The sequence below is a fragment of the Pseudomonas sp. MC6 genome (assembly GCF_054790575.1).
In genome coordinates this window covers 4295197-4316692 of the sequence record NZ_CP186504.1, presented here as the reverse complement: position 1 = coordinate 4316692, position 21496 = coordinate 4295197, and the positions used below count along the sequence as shown (strand labels likewise).

The window sequence follows — 21496 nt, the reverse complement described above, 5'->3', positions numbered from 1 at the left end:
AAAATCTGAACAGTTATTCTGTTATCGCCACCGGTTTGGTTGTGGGTAGCAAAGTCAGAAAACCGCCGTCAATTCGAAAGCGACGCAGGCATTCACTCGGGCGAGTGGAAACTCAGGCTGTAATTCACCGCTTTGGGGCCTGGATCGAGAATATCCAGCGCGATGTGGATCGGCGTCTGCGGCGGCATTTCCGCCAGACCTTCGAGGTCTCCTCTCAGGTATTCGCCGGGTTTGAAGCGACGACTGGCAATCAGGTGGCCGTTGAGGTCGGCGAAGCGCAGTTCCAGTAATGGAAACGGCTGAGAGAACGTCGCACGGTTGTAAATGATCGCATCGACCACCAGCGCGCCGTTGAACTCCGGGTGGCTGCGCACCACCAGATTGCTGCTCTTGATTCGGGCGATATCGACTTTGGACGGCACCGTGCAGCCGATCTGCGGGCAGATTTGCTGAAACCACGGGCGGTATTGATCCTGGCGCGCCAGTTCATCGAAGTGATAAGAGATGTACTGCGCAGCCAGCCCACCTGCCGCCAGCAAGACCAACACCAGCCAAAGCAAGCGACGACCCCACGGCGAGCGGCGTTTCTGCCAGTCCAGTTGCAGCGGGTCGTCGGTCAGGTCCTGCAGGACTTCGGCGCGTACGCCGGGTTCTGCGCGCTCGCGTTTTTTGCGCAGCGGCTCAATCGATGGCAAATCATCGTCATCGGGTTTGTCATTGGCCGACAAGCGTTCGCGGCGGGCATTTGGGTCGATCGGGTCGTGCAGGCGCAGATGCGGGATCGCTGGCTCGTCATCCAGATCCACCGGTTCCAGCGACAGCGAAGGCTCGGTGCGCTCGGATTTGACCGGTTCAATGTCGTCGATCTGCGGCTCGTCTTCCGGCTCAGGCAGCCGCTCGTCGGCAGGCTCGCTGAACAGACTGCCCGGCCATGCCGCGTCATCCGGCTCCGGGCTGTCGCGACGGGCACTCAGGGAGTCTTCGCGCGCGCGTCCGAGTTCGGTGGCGGGCTGGATTTCCCGTTGTTCGAGACGGGCCAGTTCTTCATCCAGATCGAGGCTGTCGAGATCAAGCGCCGAGGCGCTCCACTGCTTTTGGCTGATGGCGCGCGGTGCCGCAGGCTCCATGGCTGGTGGCTCGACAACTGGCGGCGCTGCAATGCTCGACGCCGCCTCGACAGGCAGTTCGGCGAGCGGCGGCGCAACCGGCGTCACCGCGTCCTTGCCTGCATGTTGTTCCAGCAGCTGTTTGGCGGCGTTGAACACTTGCAGGCAGGAGCCGCAGCGAACCACCCCGCGGACACGCTCAATTGAGCATGGCTGACACGAAAACTGGTTTGGCAGTGCGGGCACTGGGTGACGAAACTGTCGGTCATGCGGCGATCCGGTTTATGCAGGCGGACATATTAGCGCCGACGGCCGGTGATGCGCACCCAGCCATCGCGATTGGCGATCGGGTCGAGATCAAAGTCCTGGGCATAAGCGGCAGCGACTTCATCACCTTGTTCGGCAAGGATGCCCGACAGCGCCAGACGCCCACCGGACCTGACTAGCCCGGACAGTTGCGGCGCCAGCGAAACCAGCGGGCCGGCAAGAATGTTGGCGACCAGCACGTCGGCTTGAACCTGCGGCAGATCTTCCGGCAGGTACAGCGGGAACAGTTCGTCGGCAATGTTGTTGCGCCCGGCGTTGTCGCGCGAGGCTTCCAGCGCCTGCACATCGATGTCGGTGCCGACCGCTTCCTTGGCGCCGAGCAGCAGGGCGGCAATCGCCAGGATCCCCGAGCCGCAACCGAAATCCAGCACGTTGCAATCTTTCAGGTCCTGACCGTCGAGCCATTCCAGGCACAGTGCGGTAGTCGGGTGGGTGCCGGTGCCGAACGCCAGACCCGGATCCAGCAGCAGATTGACTGCGTCGGGCTCCGGCGCGGCGTGCCAGCTCGGCACGATCCACAGGCGCTGGCCGAAACGCATCGGCTCGAAACCGTCCATCCAGCTGCGTTCCCAGTCCTGATCTTCGATGACTTCGCTGTGATGCTCAGGCAGCGGGCTGCCGGTCAGCAGCTCCAGATGGGCCAGAACCGGTGCCGGTTCGGTGCCGCCTTCGAACAGTGCCAGCAAGTGCGTGTGTGCCCACAATGGGGTGGTATTGAGTTCCGGCTCGAAGATCGGCTGGTCTTCGGCGTCCATGAAGGTCACCGATACGGCGCCCACTTCAAGGAAAGCGTCTTCGTAGGTTTCGGCTTGTTCCGGGCTGATGGCGAGACGTACTTGCAGCCAAGGCATGGCGGGCACCTTTGAAAAATATTGATTGCAGCCTAGCGGCCGGCGAGAAGCGCGCAAGTTTACGCGAGCGCGGCGCAGAACACGAACATGGTTGAAGATCAAAAGATCGCAGCCTTCGGCAGCTCCTACAGGGGATTTATGTCGTTTCTGAATTGTTCATTGACGTTGAGCCATTGCTGGCCTTTGGTCGTCAGGCGATAGCGTTGTAGTCGGCTGTTTGGCTGTTCGGGAACCGTCATCTCCAAGGCATCAGCAGCGAGGGCCGGCAGAATGTATGCCTTGCGGAAGTGGTCGGCATTTTTCAAATGCATGGCGTCTTGCAGTTCTCGTCTGCTCATTTCACCGGAAACCACTTTCAGTAATGCAGCGACTTCCATGGTGACTTCCATGGTGACTTCCATGGTGGAGTGTCCAGCCGCGCTTTTTGCTTTGATTGTCTGCGGGTGGGCAGGCAGTCGAACAACATAGGAAATGCGCTCGTCATCGGTTTCAAAGAGTGGAGGAGGTGAGCCGTTATTGGTCATGACCTTAAGTATTTTGGGTATTCCCGTCGACCGGCCCTCGGTCAAATCCAGCTCTTTGAGAAACTCGCCGATTCGCCGGTTACGATAACGACGACTTACCGCTCGCCCCAGCCGCAGGTCTTCCATTCGTATCGAACGGTCTGGCCCCGGAAAGCTCAGAATCACTAGCTCTGTCTGACTGATGCGCACCTCAATAGGCTCCCGTTCCTCATATGAACGGTGGTAAACCGCATTGACCAGTGCTTCCTCAATCGCCGTGAACGGGAAATTCCATACGCGAGTGGCCTCTGCTCGGTCTGCATGCTTGATGACCGTTTCATGCAGAAAGTTGCGCTGAATATAGGCCAAGGCTTCGCGAGTGATTGAGGCGAGTGGGCCTTTGAAGACCTTTTCATCAAAGCGATCACCGTCGCTTCCTTCCGGGAACCATAGGACATCGATTTGTGTGCCGGGAAAAAAGTGATGGGGCGAGTCATTGAAAAACATCAGTCCTACATTTTTTGGCCACGGTGATTCCGTTGGGCCGCCCACAATGTTCATTTGCCGGCCGAGTGCTTCAGTGGATACATCATCTGCGTCCTCGGCGAGGGCGCTGCCAATCTCCTGCAGAAAGCCTTGCATCAACGGTTTGGAAAGATCAGTGACGCGAGCGCCAAGGTTGAAGCGATCATCAAACGGGACTTTGGCGGCAAGGCTCAAGAGCTCGTGTTCGATTTCACCTTTTGCTTCGACGGTGCTGCTGTAGCGACGGATGTAATAGTGCAGGCTTCGATGTTTGGCGGTTACTGCGGCGGGGGCTTTGTAGGGGCGGTTTTGTCCGCCTGGGGCCCACAGTACGATGAGCTTGCGGGACTCGACTTCTTCCACACTGAATACCGGGAAGTAGGCAGGTCGAATAGATTGGCATGCAGCTAACAGTTCGAGTTGAATCTTGTCGATGTCTTGATCGGCAATGCCTTGCGGAGGAAAGAACGGTACGCCGTGCTCATCACACTCCTGACCAATGACGATATAACCACCACCTAGGTTTTCGAAATCATTGGCGAATGCGCAGAGCGTGCGAATGATCGGGTCAGGATTCCAGCCTCTTTTGTACTCGATGCGCTCACTTTCGACCGTGCGCTGACGCAATAAATCGTTGAGATTGATGGGGAGTTTTTGAGGCATGGGCTGACTCTCCTTTCGTCAGCACGGTGCTGGCAAGGCCGCGATTATAGGCAGCCTGCACAGGCTACTGCCTGCCAGTAATGTTAAAAAATGACAGTATGAAACCCGCAGAAACAACAAAGCCGCCCGAAGGCGGCTTTGTCTGGTGCGGGCTGAAGCTTAGTGCTTCTCGCCAGCCAGCTTGTGCTCGAGGTAGTGAATGTTCACGCCACCCTTGCAGAAGCCTTCGTCACGAACCAGATCACGATGCAGCGGGATGTTGGTCTTGATCCCGTCCACCACGATTTCGTCCAGGGCATTGCGCATGCGAGCCATGGCTTCGTCGCGGGTCGCGCCGTAAGTGATCAGCTTGCCGATCAGCGAGTCGTAGTTCGGTGGAACCGCATAACCGCTGTACAGGTGCGAATCGACGCGAACGCCGTTGCCGCCTGGCGCGTGGAAATGCTTGACCGTACCCGGGCTCGGCATGAAGGTTTTCGGGTCTTCAGCGTTGATCCGGCATTCCAGCGAATGACCGCGGATTACCACGTCATCCTGCGTGAACGACAGCTTGTTGCCAGCGGCGATGCTGAGCATCTCCTTGACGATGTCGATACCGGTGACCATTTCCGAAACCGGGTGCTCCACCTGAACACGGGTGTTCATTTCGATGAAGTAGAAACGACCGTTCTCGTACAGGAACTCGAAAGTACCGGCGCCACGGTAACCGATGTCGATGCACGCCTTGACGCAACGAGCCAGTACTTCTTCGCGCGCTTTCTCGTCGATGCCCGGTGCTGGCGCTTCTTCGAGAACCTTCTGGTGACGACGTTGCAGCGAGCAATCGCGGTCGCCCAGATGGATCGCGTGACCCTGACCGTCGGACAGAACCTGAACTTCCACGTGGCGCGGGTTGGTGAGGAATTTTTCCAGATACACCATCGGGTTGCCGAACGCCGCGCCTGCTTCGGTGCGGGTCAGTTTGGCGAAGGCGATCAGGTCTTCTTCCTTGTGCACCACACGCATGCCGCGACCACCACCGCCGCCAGCGGCTTTGATGATCACCGGGTAGCCGACTTCACGACCGATGCGCAGCGCCGTTTCTTCGTCTTCCGGCAACGGGCCGTCAGAACCTGGAACGGTAGGTACGCCCGCTTCGATCATCGCGTGCTTGGCCGATACCTTGTCGCCCATCAGGCGAATGGTTTCGGCTTTCGGGCCGATGAAGGCGAAGCCGGAGTTCTCGACCTGCTCGGCAAAATCGGCGTTTTCCGCGAGGAAACCGTAGCCTGGGTGAATGGCGGTAGCGCCAGTCACTTCAGCTGCCGCGATGATGGCCGGGATGTGCAGGTAAGAGTGCGCGGCAGAAGCCGGGCCGATGCAGACGGATTCGTCTGCCAGACCCAGGTGCATCAGCTCTTTGTCGGCCTTGGAGTAAACGGCGACGGTCTTGATGCCCATCTCTTTGCAGGCACGCAGAATCCGCAGGGCGATCTCACCGCGGTTAGCGATCAGAACTTTTTCCAACTTCGCAGTCATCAAAGGCTCTCCGCAGTTCAAACGATGGTGAACAGCGGTTGGTCGTACTCAACCGGCTGGCCGTCTTCGACGAGGATGGACTCGATCACACCGCTGGTTTCAGCTTCGATGTGGTTCATCATCTTCATGGCTTCGACGATGCACAGAGTGTCGCCTTTCTTCACGGTCTGGCCGACTTCAACGAAGGACGGCGAGGTTGGCGAAGATTTACGGTAGAAGGTGCCGACCATCGGTGAACGGGCAACAGTGCCGTTCAGCGCTGGGGCAGCAGCGGCAGCCGGGGCTGCGGCAGCAACCGGAGCAGCAGCGGCAGGTGCAGCGGCCGGTGCTTGCATCGGAGCTGGCGCGTAGTACTGCTGAGCCGGGGTCTTGCTGTGACGGCTGATGCGTACGGACTCTTCGCCTTCCTTGATCTCGAGCTCGTCGATGCCGGACTCTTCCAGCAATTCGATCAATTTCTTAACTTTACGGATATCCATGAATCATCAACTCCCAAGGGTCGGTCAGGGGCGCTTAACGCTTGTAGTTCAAGTCGTTGCCTGTGTTTCAAGCTGTTCTAGTGCAGCCTCCAGGGCCAGTCGGTAACCGCTGGCGCCAAGGCCGCAGATCACTCCCACCGCTACATCGGAGAAGTAAGAGTGATGGCGGAAAGGTTCGCGTTTGTGCACGTTGGACAAATGCACTTCGATGAATGGGATGCTCACTCCCAGCAACGCGTCACGTAATGCGACGCTTGTGTGCGTAAAAGCTGCTGGATTGATCAGAATGAAATCGACACCTTCGCCGCGCGCGGCGTGGATGCGGTCGATCAATTCGTACTCGGCATTGCTTTGCAGATACAGCAGATGATGGCCGGCTTCACGGGCGCGGCGCTCCAGATCCTGATTGATCTGCGCCAGGGTCGTTGAACCGTAGGTGCCGGGTTCGCGGGTGCCGAGCAGGTTCAGGTTGGGGCCGTGCAGCACCAGTAGGGTTGCCATCTGCGTAGTCCTTGTTATCAATGAGCATTCGTCAGAACCCGGCGACTATGCCGCAAAGACTTTGTGACTGTCCAGTTCTATGCAATAGCCAGCACGATGGCCGATGTTTGCGCGAAATATGTGACCAAGTGATTTGATCCGGTCACTTGTGGTGTCTGGACTGACGCCTTCGCGAGCAGGCTCGCTCCCACAGGGGTATGCATTCCAATGTGGGAGCGAGCCTGCTCGCGAAGGCGGTCTATCAGACGCGGAAGGCTTGAACGGCCGTATGCAATTGCCCGCCCAACACCAGCAGATTCTCACCCTGTTCGCGTCCGCGGCCGATACGCACCAGATTATCCCCGCCCAATTGATGAATCCGCTCACTGTGATCGCGAATCTCGCTGACCGCGCCACTCTGCTGCGCAGTGACATCGGCAATGCGAATCGCCGTGTCGGAAATGGTCTGGATCGCGCCGACGATTTTATCCAGCGCGCCATCCGCCGCTTGTGCCTGATTGGCCGTGGCTTCGGCGTGTTCGACTTGCGCGCGCATGCCTTCGACCGATTGCCGCGCCGCCGTTTGCAGGCCAGCGATCAGCGCCTGAATCTCGGCTGTCGCGCCTGCGGTGCGTTGTGCCAGTGAGCGCACTTCCTCGGCCACCACGGCAAACCCGAGACCCATTTCCCCGGCACGTGCCGCTTCAATCGCCGCGTTCAGCGCCAGCAGGTTGGTCTGGTCGGCAATCGAGCGAATCACCGTCAACACGCCGCCGATGGTTGCCGACTCTTCAGCCAGATGCTCGATCATTTGCGCGTTGCCCTGAACCTCACCAACCAGCGCGTGCAGCCCGGTCAGGCTCTGGCCAATCACGGTCTGGCCATGCTCGACGGCCAATCCAGCGTGACGGCTGGCATCTGCCGCCTGCTGCGCGTCGCCGGCAACTTGCTGAATGGTTGCCTCCAGTTCGCTGAGTGAGTCACGAATCAATGCGGTGTCACCGGCCTGATGCTCGGCGCCGCTGTGCAGGTCATTACTCAGTTCGGCGAGGGTGCGGCTGCTGCCCGCGACTTGTTCAGCATTGCCACGAATGGTGCCGACGAGGTCCACCAGATAGGCGCGCAAGCGGTTGAGCGAGGCTTCAATGTCGTGCAGTTCGCGGTTTGTCTTGCCCAAGTGGATATCGCGGCTGAAATCGCCTTCGGCCCAGCTCGACAGCGCCGGCGCGAGATTGGTCAGCGTACGGGCCAGTCGCCGCTGCAAGGTGTCGATCAACAGCGCGATCAGCAGAATCAAACCGATCATCACGCCTTGCATCAAGCGTACTTCGCCTTGGATTTGTCCGTGCTGCGCGCGAACCACCGGCTCCAGTCCTGCGATAGCTAGCTGCACCGCGGCGATTTTCTGGTGGGTGGCGGCACTGAGGTCAGTGCGTTTCTGAATCTGATCGCGGGTGCGCTCAAGCTCCGCCGGATAACGTCCGAGCAAGCCGTTAAGTTCGCGCTTGAGGCCGACGCCAGCATCTTCTTCGACAGTTTTTTCCGTGTTTTCGATGCCCATCATCGCCGCGAAATCGTCGCTGCCCGATTCACCCTTGGCCACAACGCCGAGCAAGGGCAGGGCATCAATCGCTTGGGCCTGCGAGCGGATGTTGCTGACCTCGCGTTCTACATCGGCGGCCAGTTCACTGCGCCCGCTACTGACCAGTTTGTCCCGCGCCAGCGACAGTTTGCCCAAATGCTGAGAGGCGACGAGCAACGGCGTCAGATAGGCCGCATTGCCGTTGGCGTAAGTGCTGAGCTGATCGAGGCTGGCACTCAATTCTCGCTCGGCCTGCAATAGCAACGCCTGCGGATCACCCGCCAGTTTTCCGGCCGCGAGCAAGTCGGTTTTGCTGAACTCATCCAGGCCCGAGAGGCTCGGACGCAGCGTTTCAGCCAGCGCCGGCGGCAACTCATCGAGTTCTTTGCGCAGGCTATCGATGGCCTGACTGGCGCTGCTCAGGCGCAAGGCGTCACCGCTGGCGAGGTAATCCTCGACGTTGCGCGCCACGTCATTCTGAAATTGCTGCGACAACCGCAAATACCGCTCCATCAACAGATACGGGCGTTCGAGGGCTTTTTGCGACCACCACAGGGTGGCGCCGAGTGCGAGGCACACGGCGACCAGCAGCAGCGTATTGAGATTGGTGAGCAACTTCAGGCGCATGACGGCTACCAACGGCAGAAATGGTAAGCGCCTGAATTTATTGCGGTTCTGTTACAGGGTTATGACCGAATCAGTGGAATCCGATGAAAAAGTGGCACTTTGCTTTGAGTCGCGTGCGGTCTGCACGCGATTGCGTCCGGCGCCCTTGGCGCGGTACAGCGCCTCATCGGCCTGGCTGGCCATCATCAGGCTGTCGCAGTCGTCGTGCATTTCCACTACACCGGCGCTGAAGGTGCACCACAAATCCTGCGGCTGCGCCGGGTAATGGATTTCGGCGAAGCGCTGGCGGATTTCGTCGAGCACTTTGTGCGCTGCTTCTATATCGGTGTCGGGCATGACGATGGCGAATTCTTCGCCGCCGTAACGGCCGATGAAGTCGGTCTTGCGTAAACGCTGCTTGAGAAACAGCGCGAGGCTCTTGATTACCCGGTCGCCCATCGGGTGGCCGTGACTGTCGTTGACCCGTTTGAAGTGGTCGATGTCGAGCATCGCAAAGCTCAATGGCTTGTTCTCGCGACGGGCGCGGAACGAGCAGTCTTCGAGCAGTTGCAGAATATGCGTGTGGTTATACAGGCCGGTGAGGCTGTCGCGGACCATCCGTGCTTTCAGATTGCGCGCGCGGGCGGCGCGGTTGCGCACCGTGGTGATCAGGTGACGCGGCTTGATCGGTTTGGTCAGGAAGTCATCGCCGCCCTCGCTCATGGCGTCGAGTTGCTTGTCCAGATCGTCTTCGGCCGACAGGTAAATGATTGGCACGCTGACATAGCGGTCGTTGTGGCGAATCACTTTGGCCAGTTCGGTACCGGTGCAGGCCGGCATGTACATGTCGAGGATGATCAGGTCCGGCTGGAAATCCGCCAGCTCGGCCATCGCCTGAATCGGTTCGATCAAGGTGCGCGTGACGATGCCGGCGCTATTGAGCAGGCGTTCGGTATGCAATGCCTGCGCACGCGAGTCGTCGATGATCAACACTTTATAAGGTTCGTACTGGGCAACGCAGGTGAGCACTTCGATCTTTTCCAGCAGACTCGACGCTTCGAGGGTGCCGGTGAGGAACTCCTGGCCACCGGCGCGCACGGCGGCGAGACGGGTCGGAGTGTCGGTTTCGTGCAGGCTGAAGAATAGCAGCGGCAGCGGCTCTTCCAGTCCGATCTGGGCTTCGGCGGCGAGCTTCAGGCCGATGCCGGCGCCGCTGAAGTCCACGTCCATGACGATCGCTGCTGGCAGACGCTCGACCATTGATGAGCGAAAGGCTGAAACACTGTCCAGCGCCTGCGCGCTCAGGCCGAAAAACTCCAGTTGCTTGGCCAGCCGCTCGGCGCGGTCGTAGTCCTGCAGCATCACGTAGATTGGTTTGCGCAACGGCGGCAGGAAGGTCTGGTCGAGTTGGTCACCATGGCGCAGGCCGGTACGCGACAAGCGCTGCATCAAGCGATTGAGGTCGGTGATCAAACCACTGCTCAGGCGTCCGCGATTGGCGTCCACCGCTTCCAGCGACTGACCGATGTGGCGCGCAAGCTGGGTGTGTTCCGGCTGTTCGAAACGCTCGGCAAAACGCAGCAGACGCAAATTGGCCTCGCTCAGTTCGGCGAGATCGACAGTGGACCACTCACTGCGTTGCAGGCGCTGCCATATCTCAAGAATCTGACGTGCCTGATGAATTACCCGCTGGGCAAAGTGGTGCTTGAGACGCTCACGGCTGGGGTCTTCTGGCTCGGTCATATCCTGACTACTAGTTAGGCTGCATGCTGAGATCGACTGGTGGCTCTATGCTAGCACCTCTTTTCCCTTAGACGAGTGTCGTACGTCAATAATCTGCAGTGCGTCACCATTCAGTTTCTGACCGGGCGGTTTTGTTTTTGACCTTGTCGTCGATCAAGCCCCCGTGGTATGGGCACTCCCTGATTGATCAAGGCGCTATGGATGAGTTGTCAATCGTACTTTCATCCGCGCGATGAATAAGCTTTGCAAGGGTTTTCAATACCCTGCAATTCAATTGGCTGAGGCACGAGCATCGGGGATTCCCTTAGTCGTCGTCGAAGCGTCATTCGCCCACATGATTTGCGGCTTATCGTTACGCGCGGGTGCCCGGCCTTGGCACGTTGTTGTATGGTTGTGGTCGAACCGTTGAACCCAAGTGATTGAAAGGATATCGCCATGCTGGACTGGAAAAACCGCGCGGGCAGCGCGCCTGAACGTGCCGCCGAGCCCAAGTCGGCCACCCGCAGCTATGTAGGCGGGGTGCTGTTCAGCCGCGCATTGGCGACGCTGATCGGCCTCTATCTGCTGGTGACCATTGGCCTGGGCTGGTACTGGAGCCAGGAGCCGGCGCTGTTTCCGGTCGCACAAAACGCGCAAGTGGCTGCCGAGAAAGAAGGCAAGCAGATGGTGATCGGCTACACCACGGTCGAAACCTTGAAGACTGTTGCCGGCACGCTGCTCAACAAACCGGGCGGTTACATTTCCAATGACCGCTTCCCGCCAGGCCTGTGGATGGACAACACGCCGAGCTGGGAATACGGCGTTCTGGTGCAGGTGCGTGACCTGACCCGGGCTCTGCGTAAAGACTTTGCCCGTTCGCAATCGCAGTCGGCCGAAGATGCCGATCTGGCCAAGGCCGAGCCGCGTTTCAACTTCGACAACAAGAGCTGGATTCTCCCTTCCAGCGAGTCCGAGTATCAGGAAGGCATAAACTCGCTGAGCCGTTATCAGGCGCGCCTGTCGGATCCGAGCCAGAAAAACGCACTGTTCTATGCGCGTGCTGACAACCTGAATAACTGGTTGGGCGATGTTGGTACCCGTCTGGGTTCGCTGTCGCAACGCCTATCGGCCAGTGTCGGTCGGGTCAAGCTGAACACCGCACTGAAAACTGAAACCCCGGCTGTGGGCGAAGTGCCGCAGGTCGATGAGGAAATCGTCGAGACTCCGTGGATGCAGATCGACAACGTATTCTACGAAGCACGTGGCCAGGCTTGGGCACTCTCGCACCTGTTGCGCGCCATCGAAGTCGACTTCGCCGATGTGCTGGCGAAGAAGAACGCCACGGTCAGCGTGCGTCAGATCATCCGTGAACTGGAAGCCTCGCAGGAACCGGTCTGGAGTCCTATGATTCTTAACGGCAGCGGCTTCGGCGTGCTGGCCAACCACTCGCTGGTCATGGCCAACTATATTTCCCGTGCCAACGCCGCTGTGATCGATTTGCGTCAACTGCTCAATCAGGGCTGATTCATGAGTCAGAACGCCAAAGAGGCGGCCCATCGCGCCGCCTCGGATGCCGAACAGATCGCCTGGGTCGACGAGCAGGACAACCTGCTCGGCGCTCTGGTGCGCGCCGATTTGCGCGAGCGCGGGCTGATCGGCCGTGGCACGTACATCATGCTGTTCAATTCCGCCGGTGATCTTTGCGTGCACCGGCGCACGTTGAGCAAGGCGATTTATCCCGGTTTCTGGGACGTCGCGGCAGGCGGCATGGTGCAGGCAGACGAGAGCTACGCCGAGTCGGCAGCCCGTGAGCTGGAAGAGGAATTGGGTGTCAGCGGCGTAGAGCTGACTGCCCATGACCATTTCTACTTCGAAGATACCGGCAACCGTCTTTGGTGTTCGGCGTTTTCCGCCGTGTGGGACGGCCCGCTTACATTGCAGCCTGAAGAAGTCCTCGAAGCACGCTTTATTCCGGTCGAGCAGGTCATGCGGGAAATCGAGCAGAAGCCTTATTGCCCGGACTCTCTGGCCGCGTTGAAGCGCTATCTGAAGGCGCAGCAAAGCGACGTCGCAAAGAACACATGAATTGGCGCCGATTGGCACTTAGCAAGTCGCTTTTTTGCCGTTACACTGCGCGACCTTTTCAAGCTGCACCGTCCTGCTTTTATTGAAGCATCCGGTGCAGTAGCGCTGCCCCTGCCTGAGTGGGGCTTCGCGGTCGCTGACCTTGCCCAAGGTTGCGATCAGTCTTTGTCCTCCCAAGAGGATTGCCGGTGGCCAAAAAAGCCGCATCCTTCGCCGCCTTAGGTGGCTTGGTATTTTCCACCGACGCAGGTCGTCATTGCCCGGAGTGCAGCAAGCCGGTGGACGCCTGTATCTGCAAACAAACCCTGATTCCGGCCGGAGATGGCATTGCCCGTGTGCGACGCGAGAGCAAAGGCCGTGGCGGCAAAACGGTGACCACCATCACCGGTGTGCCACTGGCCGAAGACGCGCTCAAGGAATTGGCGACAACGTTGAAGAAACGTTGCGGCACTGGCGGGGCGTTGAAAGACGGCATCATCGAAATCCAGGGCGATCATGTCGAGCTACTCTTGGCTGAGCTGATCAAGCACGGTTTCAAAGCGAAGAAGTCCGGCGGCTAGCAGCCTCTGTGAAATCCATCTGCGGCTTGATCCGGGTCTGAAACATCGCAGATCCGGTGTCGTCTCCATGGTTTTCACAGAGCCTGTTCATGACCGGTTTCTAAACTCCACGCAGTCAGCGCGGTCTACCGCCGCGCTGACGAATCGTCATTTTCATACTTTAGACTGCGCCGGCCTGCGATCAGGCGACGCACTATGACTTCTTTATAGGGGACTTCGATGTCCGTACGACGCACACGCAAAGACGATGGCAGCCAATGGACAGTTGCGGACAGCCGCAGTGTTTACGGGATTCGCCATTGGGGGGCCGGGTATTTCGCGATCAATGACGCCGGTCGCGTCGAAGTTCGTCCGAACGGCCCGAGCAGCTCGCCTATCGACCTGTTCGAGCAAGTCGACCAACTGCGCAAAAGCGGTTTGTCCTTGCCGTTGCTGGTTCGTTTTCCCGACATCCTGCAAGACCGTGTACGCCAGCTGACCGGTGCTTTCGATGCGAACATCGAGCGCCTGGAATACCAGAGCAAGTACACCGCGCTGTACCCGATCAAGGTCAACCAGCAAGAAGCGGTGATCGAGAACATCATCGCCACTCAGGACGTTTCCATTGGTCTGGAAGCCGGCTCCAAGCCTGAGCTGCTGGCCGTGCTGGCACTGGCGCCGAAGGGCGGCACCATCGTCTGCAACGGTTACAAGGACCGTGAGTTCATCCGTCTGGCGCTGATGGGCCAAAAGCTCGGCCACAATGTGTTCATCGTGATCGAGAAAGAATCCGAAGTTGGCCTGGTGATCGAAGAAGCCGCCTCGCTGAAGGTCAAGCCACAGGTCGGCCTGCGCGTGCGTCTGTCGTCGCTGGCGTCGTCGAAGTGGGCCGATACCGGTGGTGAAAAATCCAAGTTTGGTCTGTCGGCGGCGCAACTGCTGTCGGTGGTCGAGCGTTTCCGCGCGGCTGGCCTGGATCAAGGCATTCGTCTGCTGCACTTCCACATGGGGTCGCAGATTGCCAACCTCGCTGACTATCAGCACGGCTTCAAGGAAGCGATCCGTTACTACGGCGAGCTGCGCAACCTCGGTCTGCCGGTTGATCACATCGACGTCGGTGGCGGTCTCGGTGTCGACTACGACGGCACCCACTCGCGCAACGCCAGCTCGATCAACTACGACATGGACGATTACGCCGGTGTCGTGGTCGGCATGCTCAAGGAATTCTGCGACGCGCAGGCCCTGCCGCATCCGCACATCTTCTCCGAGAGTGGCCGTTCGCTGACTGCGCACCACGCGATGCTGGTGGTGCAGGTGACCGACGTCGAGAAACACAACGACGAAATCCCGCAGATCGAAAACAAGGAATCGCTGCCGGAAACCGTGCAGTGGCTGGTTGACCTGCTCGGCCCGACCGACATCGAAATGGTCACCGAAACCTACTGGCGCGCCACGCACTACATGAGCGACGTGGCTGCGCAGTACGCCGACGGCAAACTGACCCTGGCGGAAAAAGCCTTGGCCGAGCAGTGCTACTTCGCTGTCTGCCGTCGCCTGCACAACTCGCTGAAAGCCCGTCAGCGTTCGCACCGCCAAGTGCTCGACGAACTCAACGACAAGCTGGCCGACAAGTACATCTGCAACTTCTCGGTGTTCCAGAGCCTGCCGGACACCTGGGCGATCGACCAGGTCCTGCCGATCATCCCGCTGCACCGTCTCGACGAAGAGCCGCTGCGTCGCGCGGTGCTGCAGGATCTGACCTGCGACTCCGACGGCAAGATCAACCAGTACGTCGACGAGCAGAGCATCGAAACCAGCCTGCCGGTGCACGGTTTGAATGAAGGCGAAGACTACCTGCTGGGCGTGTTCCTCGTTGGCGCCTATCAGGAAATCCTTGGCGACATGCACAACCTGTTCGGTGACACCGACTCGGTGAACATCTACCAGAACGCCGATGGCAGCGTGTACCACGCGGGCATCGAGACCCACGACACTATCGAAGACATGCTGCGTTACGTGCACTTGTCGCCGGAAGAACTGATGACCCACTACCGCGACAAGTGCGCCAGTGCCCGTATCAGTGCCAGCGAGCGCACACAATTCCTCGACGCCTTGCGTCTGGGCCTGACCCGTTCCTCCTACCTGTCTTCCTGAGACCAGGTGGCGATTTCGCCGGGTTGTCCGAATTTTTTCTGAACGTGGTGGAAAATTCGTATAACCCGGTGGGATATCTCCCAAGATCTTCGCGAAATGCTTGGCATTCCCGGCTAGCAAAGTCATACGGTCTGCTTTTCGCGTAGGTCATTTCCTAAGTTGTACTTCAGCTCTCTACTCGGCCATGGCTCTCGGCGAGAATCCCCGACCGCCCCTCCTGTAGAGATCCGCCCATGTTCGAACCAGTCAACGAGTCGTCGTTTCGTCTCGATGTTGCGGGCCTGTCCGACCCCTTCGAAGTCCTGGCCTTTACCGGTAGCGAAGCCCTCAGCGAATCCTTTGCGTTCGAGATCGATGTGTTGATCGACGATCCGCACCTGGATCTCGCCGGTCTGCTTTACCGTTCGGCGTTCCTCTGTTTCGGGCCGTCGGGGGAGGGTGTGCACGGGCAATTGCAGAGCCTTGTCCAGCATGAGCATGGACAAGGTCTGCGGTTGAGCCGGATCCGTCTGGGGCCGAAACTGGGTTGCCTGGCGCTGCGCTTCAGCCAACGAATCTTCAGTGGCCGTTCGGTGCCGCAGATCATCGAACAGGTGCTCAGAGAGCATGGGATCGTCGGTGCCCAGCGCCGCTTCGAGTTACACGGGGAGTACGCGCCCCGAACGTTCTGCACCCAATACCGCGAATCCGATCTGCAACTGCTCCAGCGCCTGTGCGCGCAGGCGCGGATTCACTATTACTTTGAGCACGACCGTGACCGGCATTGTCTGATTTTCGCCGATGATCCGGCGCGGTTGCCCTTGGCCGGTGCCGCGCGGTATCAGCGCGAGGACGATGGGCATAACGCTGCGCGCACCTTGCACCACTGGCAGTTGCAAGAGACCGTGCAGGCCGGCTCATCGGGCCTGCAACAGGCCGAAGGTCAAAGTGAGCTGGCGGCGTTGCGCAGCGGTCATTGGCTGCGATTGGCCGGTCATCCTTTCGCCGAATGCAATCGCCCATGGTTGCTCACTCGTATTGAACATCGCGCCGATCCCTCCCTCGAACGTCCCTATGCCAACCACTTGTTTGGGGCGCTGCAGGTGCCGTGTACATCAGCCACAGCGCCATCGCGCATGCACAGCCTGCAACGAGCCTGGGTGGTGGAGGTCGATGAGCCACAACCCGATCGTTTGCGCCCGGTGGCGGTGCAATTCGATTGGCTCTATCAAGGCGAAGGCGCTGCGCCGAGTCACTGTTGGCTACCGCTCGCACCGTCCCTGGCGCAAACGCCAATGGCGGCGCTGAGAGATGGCGTCGAGGTGGTGGTGAGCTTTTTCGAGGGTGATCCGGATCAACCGATGATCAGCGGTGTATTGCAACCGCCACTTGCCCTCACCGACACCGACACTGCCCCGACACTGCCCGACAACCTGGTGAGTGAAGGCCTGCAGCAACTACTGGCGTGTGGTGAGCCGTTGGTGCTGTTATGCCTGATCCCCGGCGGCGGCAGTTTCAGTCACTGCGCAGAACCAGTGTGCAGTTGTCGACTGGTCACCGCCCTTGAACAGAGTGGCGCAACATGAGTGGTGTGGCGTTTGAGCCCATGGCGCAGTGGCTATTGCTCGATGGCACGGATGCACCGCAGGCCTTGCGGGTATTGCGCCAGGCCTTTGCCGACGTGCGGTGCTTCAAGCTGTTTGATGGCACCGAGTTTGAACCGGTCAGCGAGCATGGCCCGCGGTTGATCGAGTTACGCGATTGCCCGGCGCTGGCCGCGTTGTGTCACAGCGATCCGAACACCTGGCGCGGGCTGTTGCTGGGCAGTGAGGTCTCGGCGCAACAGTTGCTGAGACACTTGCAGCGCATGCTCACAGTGTCGTTCGGATTGAGTCATCGGGCCTTGCTCAGCTATTACAACCGACAGACCGCGAGCTATTTTTTCGACGCCTGTAACGCCACCGAACTGAGCCGCTGGCTCGGCCCGATCCGCCAGTTGCGCTGGTTCGGCGGAACCTGGGCCGATTGCGCAATTGGCAGCCAGGGCTGGCAGCAGTTGCGCAATCCGGGGCTTGCCGTCGAACCGTTGAGCATCGAAGAAAGTCTGACCCGGCGCCAGCGCGAACGCTTGCAGACTTGCCTGCTGGAACAACACATCTGGCGCTGGTGCCAATCGTTGGGAACCGATTACGCGACGATGTCCTCCCATGTTCAACAAGGCCTGGCGCTGGGATTCAGCGACCGCACCGTGCTCGATGGCTGGTTATGGCTACGCTTGCTGCATCCGCGTGCCGTGCTGGTGCCCCCGCCGGTGGGTCTGACCCAGCAACAGCGGCTTGACCACGTGCGGCGCCAGTGGCGCGGCGATCAGTCCTGAGGCGGGGTTTGGCGCGTATGGCAGGTTTATTCCGACAAGGCTTCGGCGCAATGCTCGGCAGCGTATTGCTGCTGGTGCTGAGCGGCTGTTCGCCGGTGCAGTTGCTCAACGCGCTGACCCCGGACAGCACGTATGACAAAACCGTGGGCATTGCGTATGGCGACGATCCTCGGCAGAAACTCGATGTGTATGTGCCGCATCAGCCGATGCCGGGCGCGCCAGTGGTGGTGTTTTTCTATGGCGGCAGCTGGAACAGCGGTTCGCGCGTCGACTACCACTTTGTCGGAGAAGCGCTGGCGTCGCGGGGGATTGTCACGGTGGTGGCGGATTACCGCTTGTATCCGCAGGTGCGTTATCCACTGTTTCTGCAGGACGGGGCGCGGGCGGTGGCGTGGACCAAAGCGCATATTCGCGAGTTTTCCGGCAACCCGCAGCGCTTGTATTTGATGGGCCACAGCTCCGGCGGGTACAACGCGGCGATGCTTGCGCTGGATGGTGAATGGCTTGCGGCCGTGGGCATTTCGCCCAAGGATTTGCGGGGCTGGATCGGTCTGGCCGGGCCTTATGACTTCCTGCCGATCAAGAATCCCGAGGTGCGCCCGGTGTTCTTCTGGCCGGACTCACCGCCGCAATCGCAACCGATCAATCATGTCAGTCGCGGCGCACCACCCGCGCTGCTGATTGCCGCGAGCAAGGATGATCTGGTCAACCCGACGCGCAACACCGGCGGTCTCGCCAGCAAGCTGCGCGAGGCCGGCGTGCCGGTGCAGGATCTGTATTACTCGCGGCCCAGCCACATAACCTTGGTGGCCAGTCTGTCGCGACCGTTGCGGCGCCTGGCGCCAGTGCTCGATCAGGTCGTCGGGTTTATCGCGCGCACGCCGAGTCAGTGAGCAGCGCCGCTGAACCAGCCGTCGTTGCGCTTGAGCCACCAGGCTTGGGCACCCAGGGTCAGGCTGCGCAAGACCATGAACAGCAGAAAAGATATCCACAGGCCGTGATTGCCCACGTCTTGCAGCGCCCAGGCGAACGGCAGGAGCAAAACCACGGTGATCAGCATGCCGTTGCGCATTTCCCGAGCGCGGGTGGCACCAATGAACAGTCCGTCAAGCAAGTAACTCCAGACCGCAATCAATGGCAGCACGGCGAGGTAGGGCAGGTAGACGAACGCTGTGTCGCGTACGCTCTGGATATCGGTCTGCATCTCGATGAACAGGTGCCCGGCGAGCAAAAACAGCGCGGCAAATCCGAGGCTGGCGATCAGCGACCAGCCGCCGGCCACCACCAGTGAACGACGCAAGGCCAGACGATCGCGGGCACCGATGGCGTGTCCGCACAAGGCCTCGACGGCATGGGCCAGGCCGTCCAGCGCATGCGCCGTGAGTAGCAAGCCATTAAGCAGCAACGCGTTGGCGGCCACCGTCGAATCGCCCAGCCGCGCGCCTTGTACGGTGATCAGGAAAAACACCGATTGCAGCGCCAGGCTGCGAATGAAGATATCGCGGTTGACCGCCAGCAACGGGCGCCAGCTCTGCCAGATTTTCAACGCCGCCCAGACGATGTGCCCCGGATACGCCCGCAGTGCCTTGCGGGTCAGCAGTAGTCCAAGCAGGGCGCCACTCCATTCGGCGATCACCGAGGCCCGCGCCGAACCGACCACGCCCCAGTCCAGGCCGATGACGAACCACAGATTGAGGACGATGTTGATCAGGTTGGTGCTCAGCAGAATCGCCAGCGGCGCCCGGGCGTTTTGCGTGCCGAGAAACCAGCCGACCAGCGCATAACTGGCCAGCGCCGCTGGCAGGCCGAACAAGCGCGTGTGGAAAAAATCACGAGTGAGCTGATCCAGCTCCGCCGACGGTTGCATGAAGTGCAACGCAACACCACTCAGCGGCACACCCAAAGTGCCAAGCACCAGTGCCAGCCCCATCGCCAGCAGCAAGCCTTGCAACAGAATCTGCCGCAATGCTGCACCGTCGCTGCGCCCCGCAGCCTGCGCGGCAAACCCGGTGGTGCCCATGCGCAGGAAACCCATGGCCCAGGCGAGAAAGGTGTACAGGCTGGCGCCGACCGCCACCGCGCCCAACTGATGGGCGTGGGGCAGGTGGCCGATGACAGTGCTGTCGACCAGCGCCACCAGCGGTACGGAAATATTGGAAAGAATCATCGGCGCAGCGAGCGCCCAGACCTTGCGGTGAGTTGGGCGGTCGCGCCAGTCGGCGATCAGAGTGGACATGCGGGCTCCTTGGGGGAGCGGCATTGTAGCGGTAGAAGCCACCCTCACCCCAGCCCTCTCCCAGAGGGAGAGGGAGCCGACCGAGGTGTCTGGCGTCATCCATCGACCTGAGAGAATGTGCCGATTATGGATTCGCTGAAACTCGCTCAAGTCGGTGTAGCTCTTGAATATCCCCCATTCAGTCCCCTCTCCCTCCGGGAGAGGGTTAGGGTGAGGGGCTCTTCAACGGCCTAATGAATAATCCAGCTCAATAACCACAACCCCAGCAACAACCAGATAATCCCGGCAATGATCGACGCATTCATGAACGCGCGAATCGCCGACCACAACAGCATCAGCCCGACGATCAGCGCGATGATGCTGATGATCGAGGTGTCCATGCCCAGCGTCTTCGCCAGCCCGTCGACAAAGTTGCCGCCGGCATTGCTCAGAATGTTGAACAAGCCACTGAGGCCATCAACGATAAAGCGGATGATCGAACCGAGCGCCTGCCCGAGCCATTCGAAAAAGCTTTCTACCTGCATGTGTGCATCCTGATGAAAGAGCTGAGCCTTGGGCCACAACGCGGGTGGCCGAGTTCCCTGCATGATAGAAGGTTTGCACCAATCCCGTGTGGGAGCGAGCAGGCTCGCTCCCACATTAGATCACCCGCGCCGCTTGCCTTTGGTGGGTATCCCCCCGAAGCTATACGTCTTCAGGAGAACCCGATGAACCTTGTTGAACTGACCGAACGCCTGCACGCCATTCGCGACCGCAATGACTGGCGGCAATTTCACAGCCCGAAAAACCTCGCCATGGCCGCCAGCGTCGAGATGTCCGAGCTGGTGGAAATCTTCCAGTGGCTGACGGAAGACCAGTCGCGCCAGTTGCCCGCTGACAAACTCGCCCATGCCGGGCAGGAAGTTGGTGACATCGTGCTGTATCTGTTGCTGCTGTGCAGCGAGCTGGGGTTGGACATGAATGAAGTGGTGCGCAGCAAGCTCGCCGACAGCGAACGGCGGTTCAACTGATGAGCGACCGGCATTTCGATCAGTTGGCGACGCGTTTCGCCGAAAAAATCTACGGTGGCGCCAAAGGTGCGATCCGTCTCGCGGTGTTGCAGGCTGACCTGGCCGAAGCGTTACCGGATCGCCCGTTGCGGGTGCTCGACATTGGCGGTGGTCTTGGCCACATGTCGCTGTGGCTGGCCGAACGCGGCCACGACGTGACTTTCACCGAGCCGGCCGCACCGATGCTCGACGGCGCGCGTCAGCGCTTCGCCGAAGCCGGGCAGACCGCGACATTCATTCAGGCACCATGGCAGGAACTGCTCGACCAACTCACTGAACCGTACGATCTGGTGATCTGCCACGCCGTGCTGGAATGGCTCGCCGAACCCCACGCGATCCTGCCGGTGCTGCATCAACTGACCAAACCCGGTGGCTGGTTGTCGCTGGCGTTCTACAACCGCGACGCGCTGATCTACCGCAACCTGCTCAAAGGCCATTTCAAGAAAATGCGCAAGAACGCCATGGCCGGCGAAAAGCAGAGTCTGACTCCGCAGCAGCCGCTCGATCCACGAGAATTGGCAACGCAACTCGACGGCCTGTGGCAGGTCGAAACCCAGAGTGGGATCCGGGTTTTCCATGACTACATGCCAGTGGAATTCCAGGCCCGCGCCGAACTCGTCGATTTGCTCGAGATGGAGCTCGCTCACCGTCGTCACCCAAGCTTCGCCGGGCTTGGGCGCTATTTGCACTGGATCTGCCGGCCGATCTGATCGGA

The 21496-nt window shown here is 59.9% G+C and carries 18 protein-coding genes and 1 pseudogene; 9 read left to right on the top strand and 10 right to left on the bottom strand.

What is annotated here, in order from left to right; all coding sequences use genetic code 11:
• Window positions 1-92: 92 nt before the first annotated feature.
• The 8 genes and pseudogenes from ACOYXE_RS19375 to gcbA all read right to left on the bottom strand — a co-directional run bounded on the left by ACOYXE_RS19375 (window position 93) and on the right by gcbA (window position 10383).
• Window positions 93-1375: pseudogene (locus tag ACOYXE_RS19375) on the bottom strand (DUF3426 domain-containing protein).
• 30 nt (window positions 1376-1405) lie between these two features.
• Window positions 1406-2284: a 50S ribosomal protein L11 methyltransferase gene (gene prmA, locus ACOYXE_RS19370; RefSeq protein WP_038360553.1), complete on the bottom strand. Its 879-nt coding sequence runs from the start codon at window positions 2282-2284 to the stop codon at window positions 1406-1408.
• Between the two features lie 125 nt (window positions 2285-2409).
• Window positions 2410-3975, bottom strand: coding sequence for a Fic family protein (locus ACOYXE_RS19365; protein ID WP_460926457.1), 1566 nt, complete (start codon window positions 3973-3975; stop codon window positions 2410-2412).
• Between the two features lie 159 nt (window positions 3976-4134).
• A complete protein-coding gene (accC, locus tag ACOYXE_RS19360; RefSeq protein WP_007914602.1) occupies window positions 4135-5493 on the bottom strand; it encodes an acetyl-CoA carboxylase biotin carboxylase subunit in 1359 nt (452 codons plus the stop codon).
• Between the two features lie 17 nt (window positions 5494-5510).
• Window positions 5511-5972, bottom strand: a complete 462-nt coding sequence (gene accB / locus ACOYXE_RS19355) for an acetyl-CoA carboxylase biotin carboxyl carrier protein (protein ID WP_160055470.1) — start codon at window positions 5970-5972, stop codon at window positions 5511-5513.
• 48 nt (window positions 5973-6020) lie between these two features.
• Window positions 6021-6473: a type II 3-dehydroquinate dehydratase gene (gene aroQ, locus ACOYXE_RS19350; RefSeq protein WP_007914604.1), complete on the bottom strand. Its 453-nt coding sequence runs from the start codon at window positions 6471-6473 to the stop codon at window positions 6021-6023.
• A 241-nt stretch (window positions 6474-6714) separates the two neighbouring features.
• Window positions 6715-7758, bottom strand: coding sequence for a methyl-accepting chemotaxis protein (locus ACOYXE_RS19345; protein WP_460929858.1), 1044 nt, complete (start codon window positions 7756-7758; stop codon window positions 6715-6717).
• Between the two features lie 954 nt (window positions 7759-8712).
• Window positions 8713-10383: a diguanylate cyclase GcbA gene (gcbA, locus tag ACOYXE_RS19340; RefSeq protein WP_160055474.1), complete on the bottom strand. Its 1671-nt coding sequence runs from the start codon at window positions 10381-10383 to the stop codon at window positions 8713-8715.
• A gap of 435 nt (window positions 10384-10818) precedes the next feature.
• Between gcbA and ACOYXE_RS19335 the strand changes: the two genes are divergently transcribed.
• The 7 genes from ACOYXE_RS19335 to ACOYXE_RS19305 all read left to right on the top strand — a co-directional run bounded on the left by ACOYXE_RS19335 (window position 10819) and on the right by ACOYXE_RS19305 (window position 18389).
• Complete coding sequence (locus ACOYXE_RS19335; RefSeq protein WP_160055476.1) at window positions 10819-11886, top strand: DUF2333 family protein; 1068 nt, start codon at window positions 10819-10821, stop codon at window positions 11884-11886.
• Between the two features lie 3 nt (window positions 11887-11889).
• Window positions 11890-12447 carry an NUDIX hydrolase gene (locus ACOYXE_RS19330; protein WP_160055478.1) on the top strand — a complete coding sequence of 186 codons (558 nt, stop codon included), beginning with the start codon at window positions 11890-11892 and terminating at the stop codon, window positions 12445-12447.
• Between the two features lie 188 nt (window positions 12448-12635).
• On the top strand, window positions 12636-13007 hold the full coding sequence (locus ACOYXE_RS19325; RefSeq protein ID WP_402810798.1) for a translation initiation factor Sui1: 372 nt from the start codon (window positions 12636-12638) through the stop codon (window positions 13005-13007).
• A gap of 219 nt (window positions 13008-13226) precedes the next feature.
• On the top strand, window positions 13227-15140 hold the full coding sequence (speA, locus tag ACOYXE_RS19320) for an arginine decarboxylase (RefSeq protein WP_034151560.1): 1914 nt from the start codon (window positions 13227-13229) through the stop codon (window positions 15138-15140).
• 233 nt (window positions 15141-15373) lie between these two features.
• Window positions 15374-16705: a type VI secretion system Vgr family protein gene (locus ACOYXE_RS19315; RefSeq protein WP_460926456.1), complete on the top strand. Its 1332-nt coding sequence runs from the start codon at window positions 15374-15376 to the stop codon at window positions 16703-16705.
• Window positions 16702-17496 carry a DUF4123 domain-containing protein gene (locus ACOYXE_RS19310; protein ID WP_460926455.1) on the top strand — a complete coding sequence of 265 codons (795 nt, stop codon included), beginning with the start codon at window positions 16702-16704 and terminating at the stop codon, window positions 17494-17496. Before ACOYXE_RS19315 ends, ACOYXE_RS19310 begins: the two co-directional genes overlap by 4 nt.
• A gap of 17 nt (window positions 17497-17513) precedes the next feature.
• Window positions 17514-18389, top strand: a complete 876-nt coding sequence (locus ACOYXE_RS19305) for an alpha/beta hydrolase (protein ID WP_460926454.1) — start codon at window positions 17514-17516, stop codon at window positions 18387-18389.
• Here ACOYXE_RS19305 and ACOYXE_RS19300 read toward each other — a convergent pair.
• Both ACOYXE_RS19300 and ACOYXE_RS19295 read right to left on the bottom strand, forming a co-directional pair.
• Window positions 18383-19732 carry an MATE family efflux transporter gene (locus ACOYXE_RS19300; protein ID WP_460926453.1) on the bottom strand — a complete coding sequence of 450 codons (1350 nt, stop codon included), beginning with the start codon at window positions 19730-19732 and terminating at the stop codon, window positions 18383-18385. The genes ACOYXE_RS19305 and ACOYXE_RS19300 overlap by 7 nt on opposite strands.
• Before the next feature lie 230 nt (window positions 19733-19962).
• Complete coding sequence (locus ACOYXE_RS19295; RefSeq protein ID WP_064388791.1) at window positions 19963-20256, bottom strand: hypothetical protein; 294 nt, start codon at window positions 20254-20256, stop codon at window positions 19963-19965.
• Window positions 20257-20439: 183 nt separating this feature from the next.
• Between ACOYXE_RS19295 and ACOYXE_RS19290 the strand changes: the two genes are divergently transcribed.
• Together ACOYXE_RS19290 and ACOYXE_RS19285 are read left to right on the top strand one after the other, a co-directional pair.
• Complete coding sequence (locus ACOYXE_RS19290) at window positions 20440-20742, top strand: MazG-like family protein (protein ID WP_135294881.1); 303 nt, start codon at window positions 20440-20442, stop codon at window positions 20740-20742.
• A complete protein-coding gene (locus tag ACOYXE_RS19285; protein WP_460926452.1) occupies window positions 20742-21491 on the top strand; it encodes a methyltransferase in 750 nt (249 codons plus the stop codon). Before ACOYXE_RS19290 ends, ACOYXE_RS19285 begins: the two co-directional genes overlap by 1 nt.
• The last annotated feature ends 5 nt before the right edge of the window (window positions 21492-21496 follow it).

Excerpts from the sequence above, each read along its gene's own strand:
- ACOYXE_RS19300 (WP_460926453.1), bottom strand. The coding sequence starts at position 19,732 with ATGTCCACTCTGATCGCCGACTGGCGCGACCGCCCAACTCACCGCAAG.
- accC (WP_007914602.1), bottom strand. The coding sequence starts at position 5,493 with ATGACTGCGAAGTTGGAAAAAGTTCTGATCGCTAACCGCGGTGAGATC.
- prmA (WP_038360553.1), bottom strand. The coding sequence starts at position 2,284 with ATGCCTTGGCTGCAAGTACGTCTCGCCATCAGCCCGGAACAAGCCGAA.
- ACOYXE_RS19290 (WP_135294881.1), top strand. The coding sequence starts at position 20,440 with ATGAACCTTGTTGAACTGACCGAACGCCTGCACGCCATTCGCGACCGC.
- ACOYXE_RS19335 (WP_160055476.1), top strand. The coding sequence starts at position 10,819 with ATGCTGGACTGGAAAAACCGCGCGGGCAGCGCGCCTGAACGTGCCGCC.
- aroQ (WP_007914604.1), bottom strand. The coding sequence starts at position 6,473 with ATGGCAACCCTACTGGTGCTGCACGGCCCCAACCTGAACCTGCTCGGC.
- ACOYXE_RS19345 (WP_460929858.1), bottom strand. The coding sequence starts at position 7,758 with ATGATCGGTTTGATTCTGCTGATCGCGCTGTTGATCGACACCTTGCAG.
- ACOYXE_RS19285 (WP_460926452.1), top strand. The coding sequence starts at position 20,742 with ATGAGCGACCGGCATTTCGATCAGTTGGCGACGCGTTTCGCCGAAAAA.
- gcbA (WP_160055474.1), bottom strand. The coding sequence starts at position 10,383 with ATGACCGAGCCAGAAGACCCCAGCCGTGAGCGTCTCAAGCACCACTTT.
- ACOYXE_RS19310 (WP_460926455.1), top strand. The coding sequence starts at position 16,702 with ATGAGTGGTGTGGCGTTTGAGCCCATGGCGCAGTGGCTATTGCTCGAT.
- accB (WP_160055470.1), bottom strand. The coding sequence starts at position 5,972 with ATGGATATCCGTAAAGTTAAGAAATTGATCGAATTGCTGGAAGAGTCC.
- ACOYXE_RS19365 (WP_460926457.1), bottom strand. The coding sequence starts at position 3,975 with ATGCCTCAAAAACTCCCCATCAATCTCAACGATTTATTGCGTCAGCGC.
- speA (WP_034151560.1), top strand. The coding sequence starts at position 13,227 with ATGTCCGTACGACGCACACGCAAAGACGATGGCAGCCAATGGACAGTT.
- ACOYXE_RS19305 (WP_460926454.1), top strand. The coding sequence starts at position 17,514 with ATGGCAGGTTTATTCCGACAAGGCTTCGGCGCAATGCTCGGCAGCGTA.
- ACOYXE_RS19315 (WP_460926456.1), top strand. The coding sequence starts at position 15,374 with ATGTTCGAACCAGTCAACGAGTCGTCGTTTCGTCTCGATGTTGCGGGC.
- ACOYXE_RS19295 (WP_064388791.1), bottom strand. The coding sequence starts at position 20,256 with ATGCAGGTAGAAAGCTTTTTCGAATGGCTCGGGCAGGCGCTCGGTTCG.
- ACOYXE_RS19330 (WP_160055478.1), top strand. The coding sequence starts at position 11,890 with ATGAGTCAGAACGCCAAAGAGGCGGCCCATCGCGCCGCCTCGGATGCC.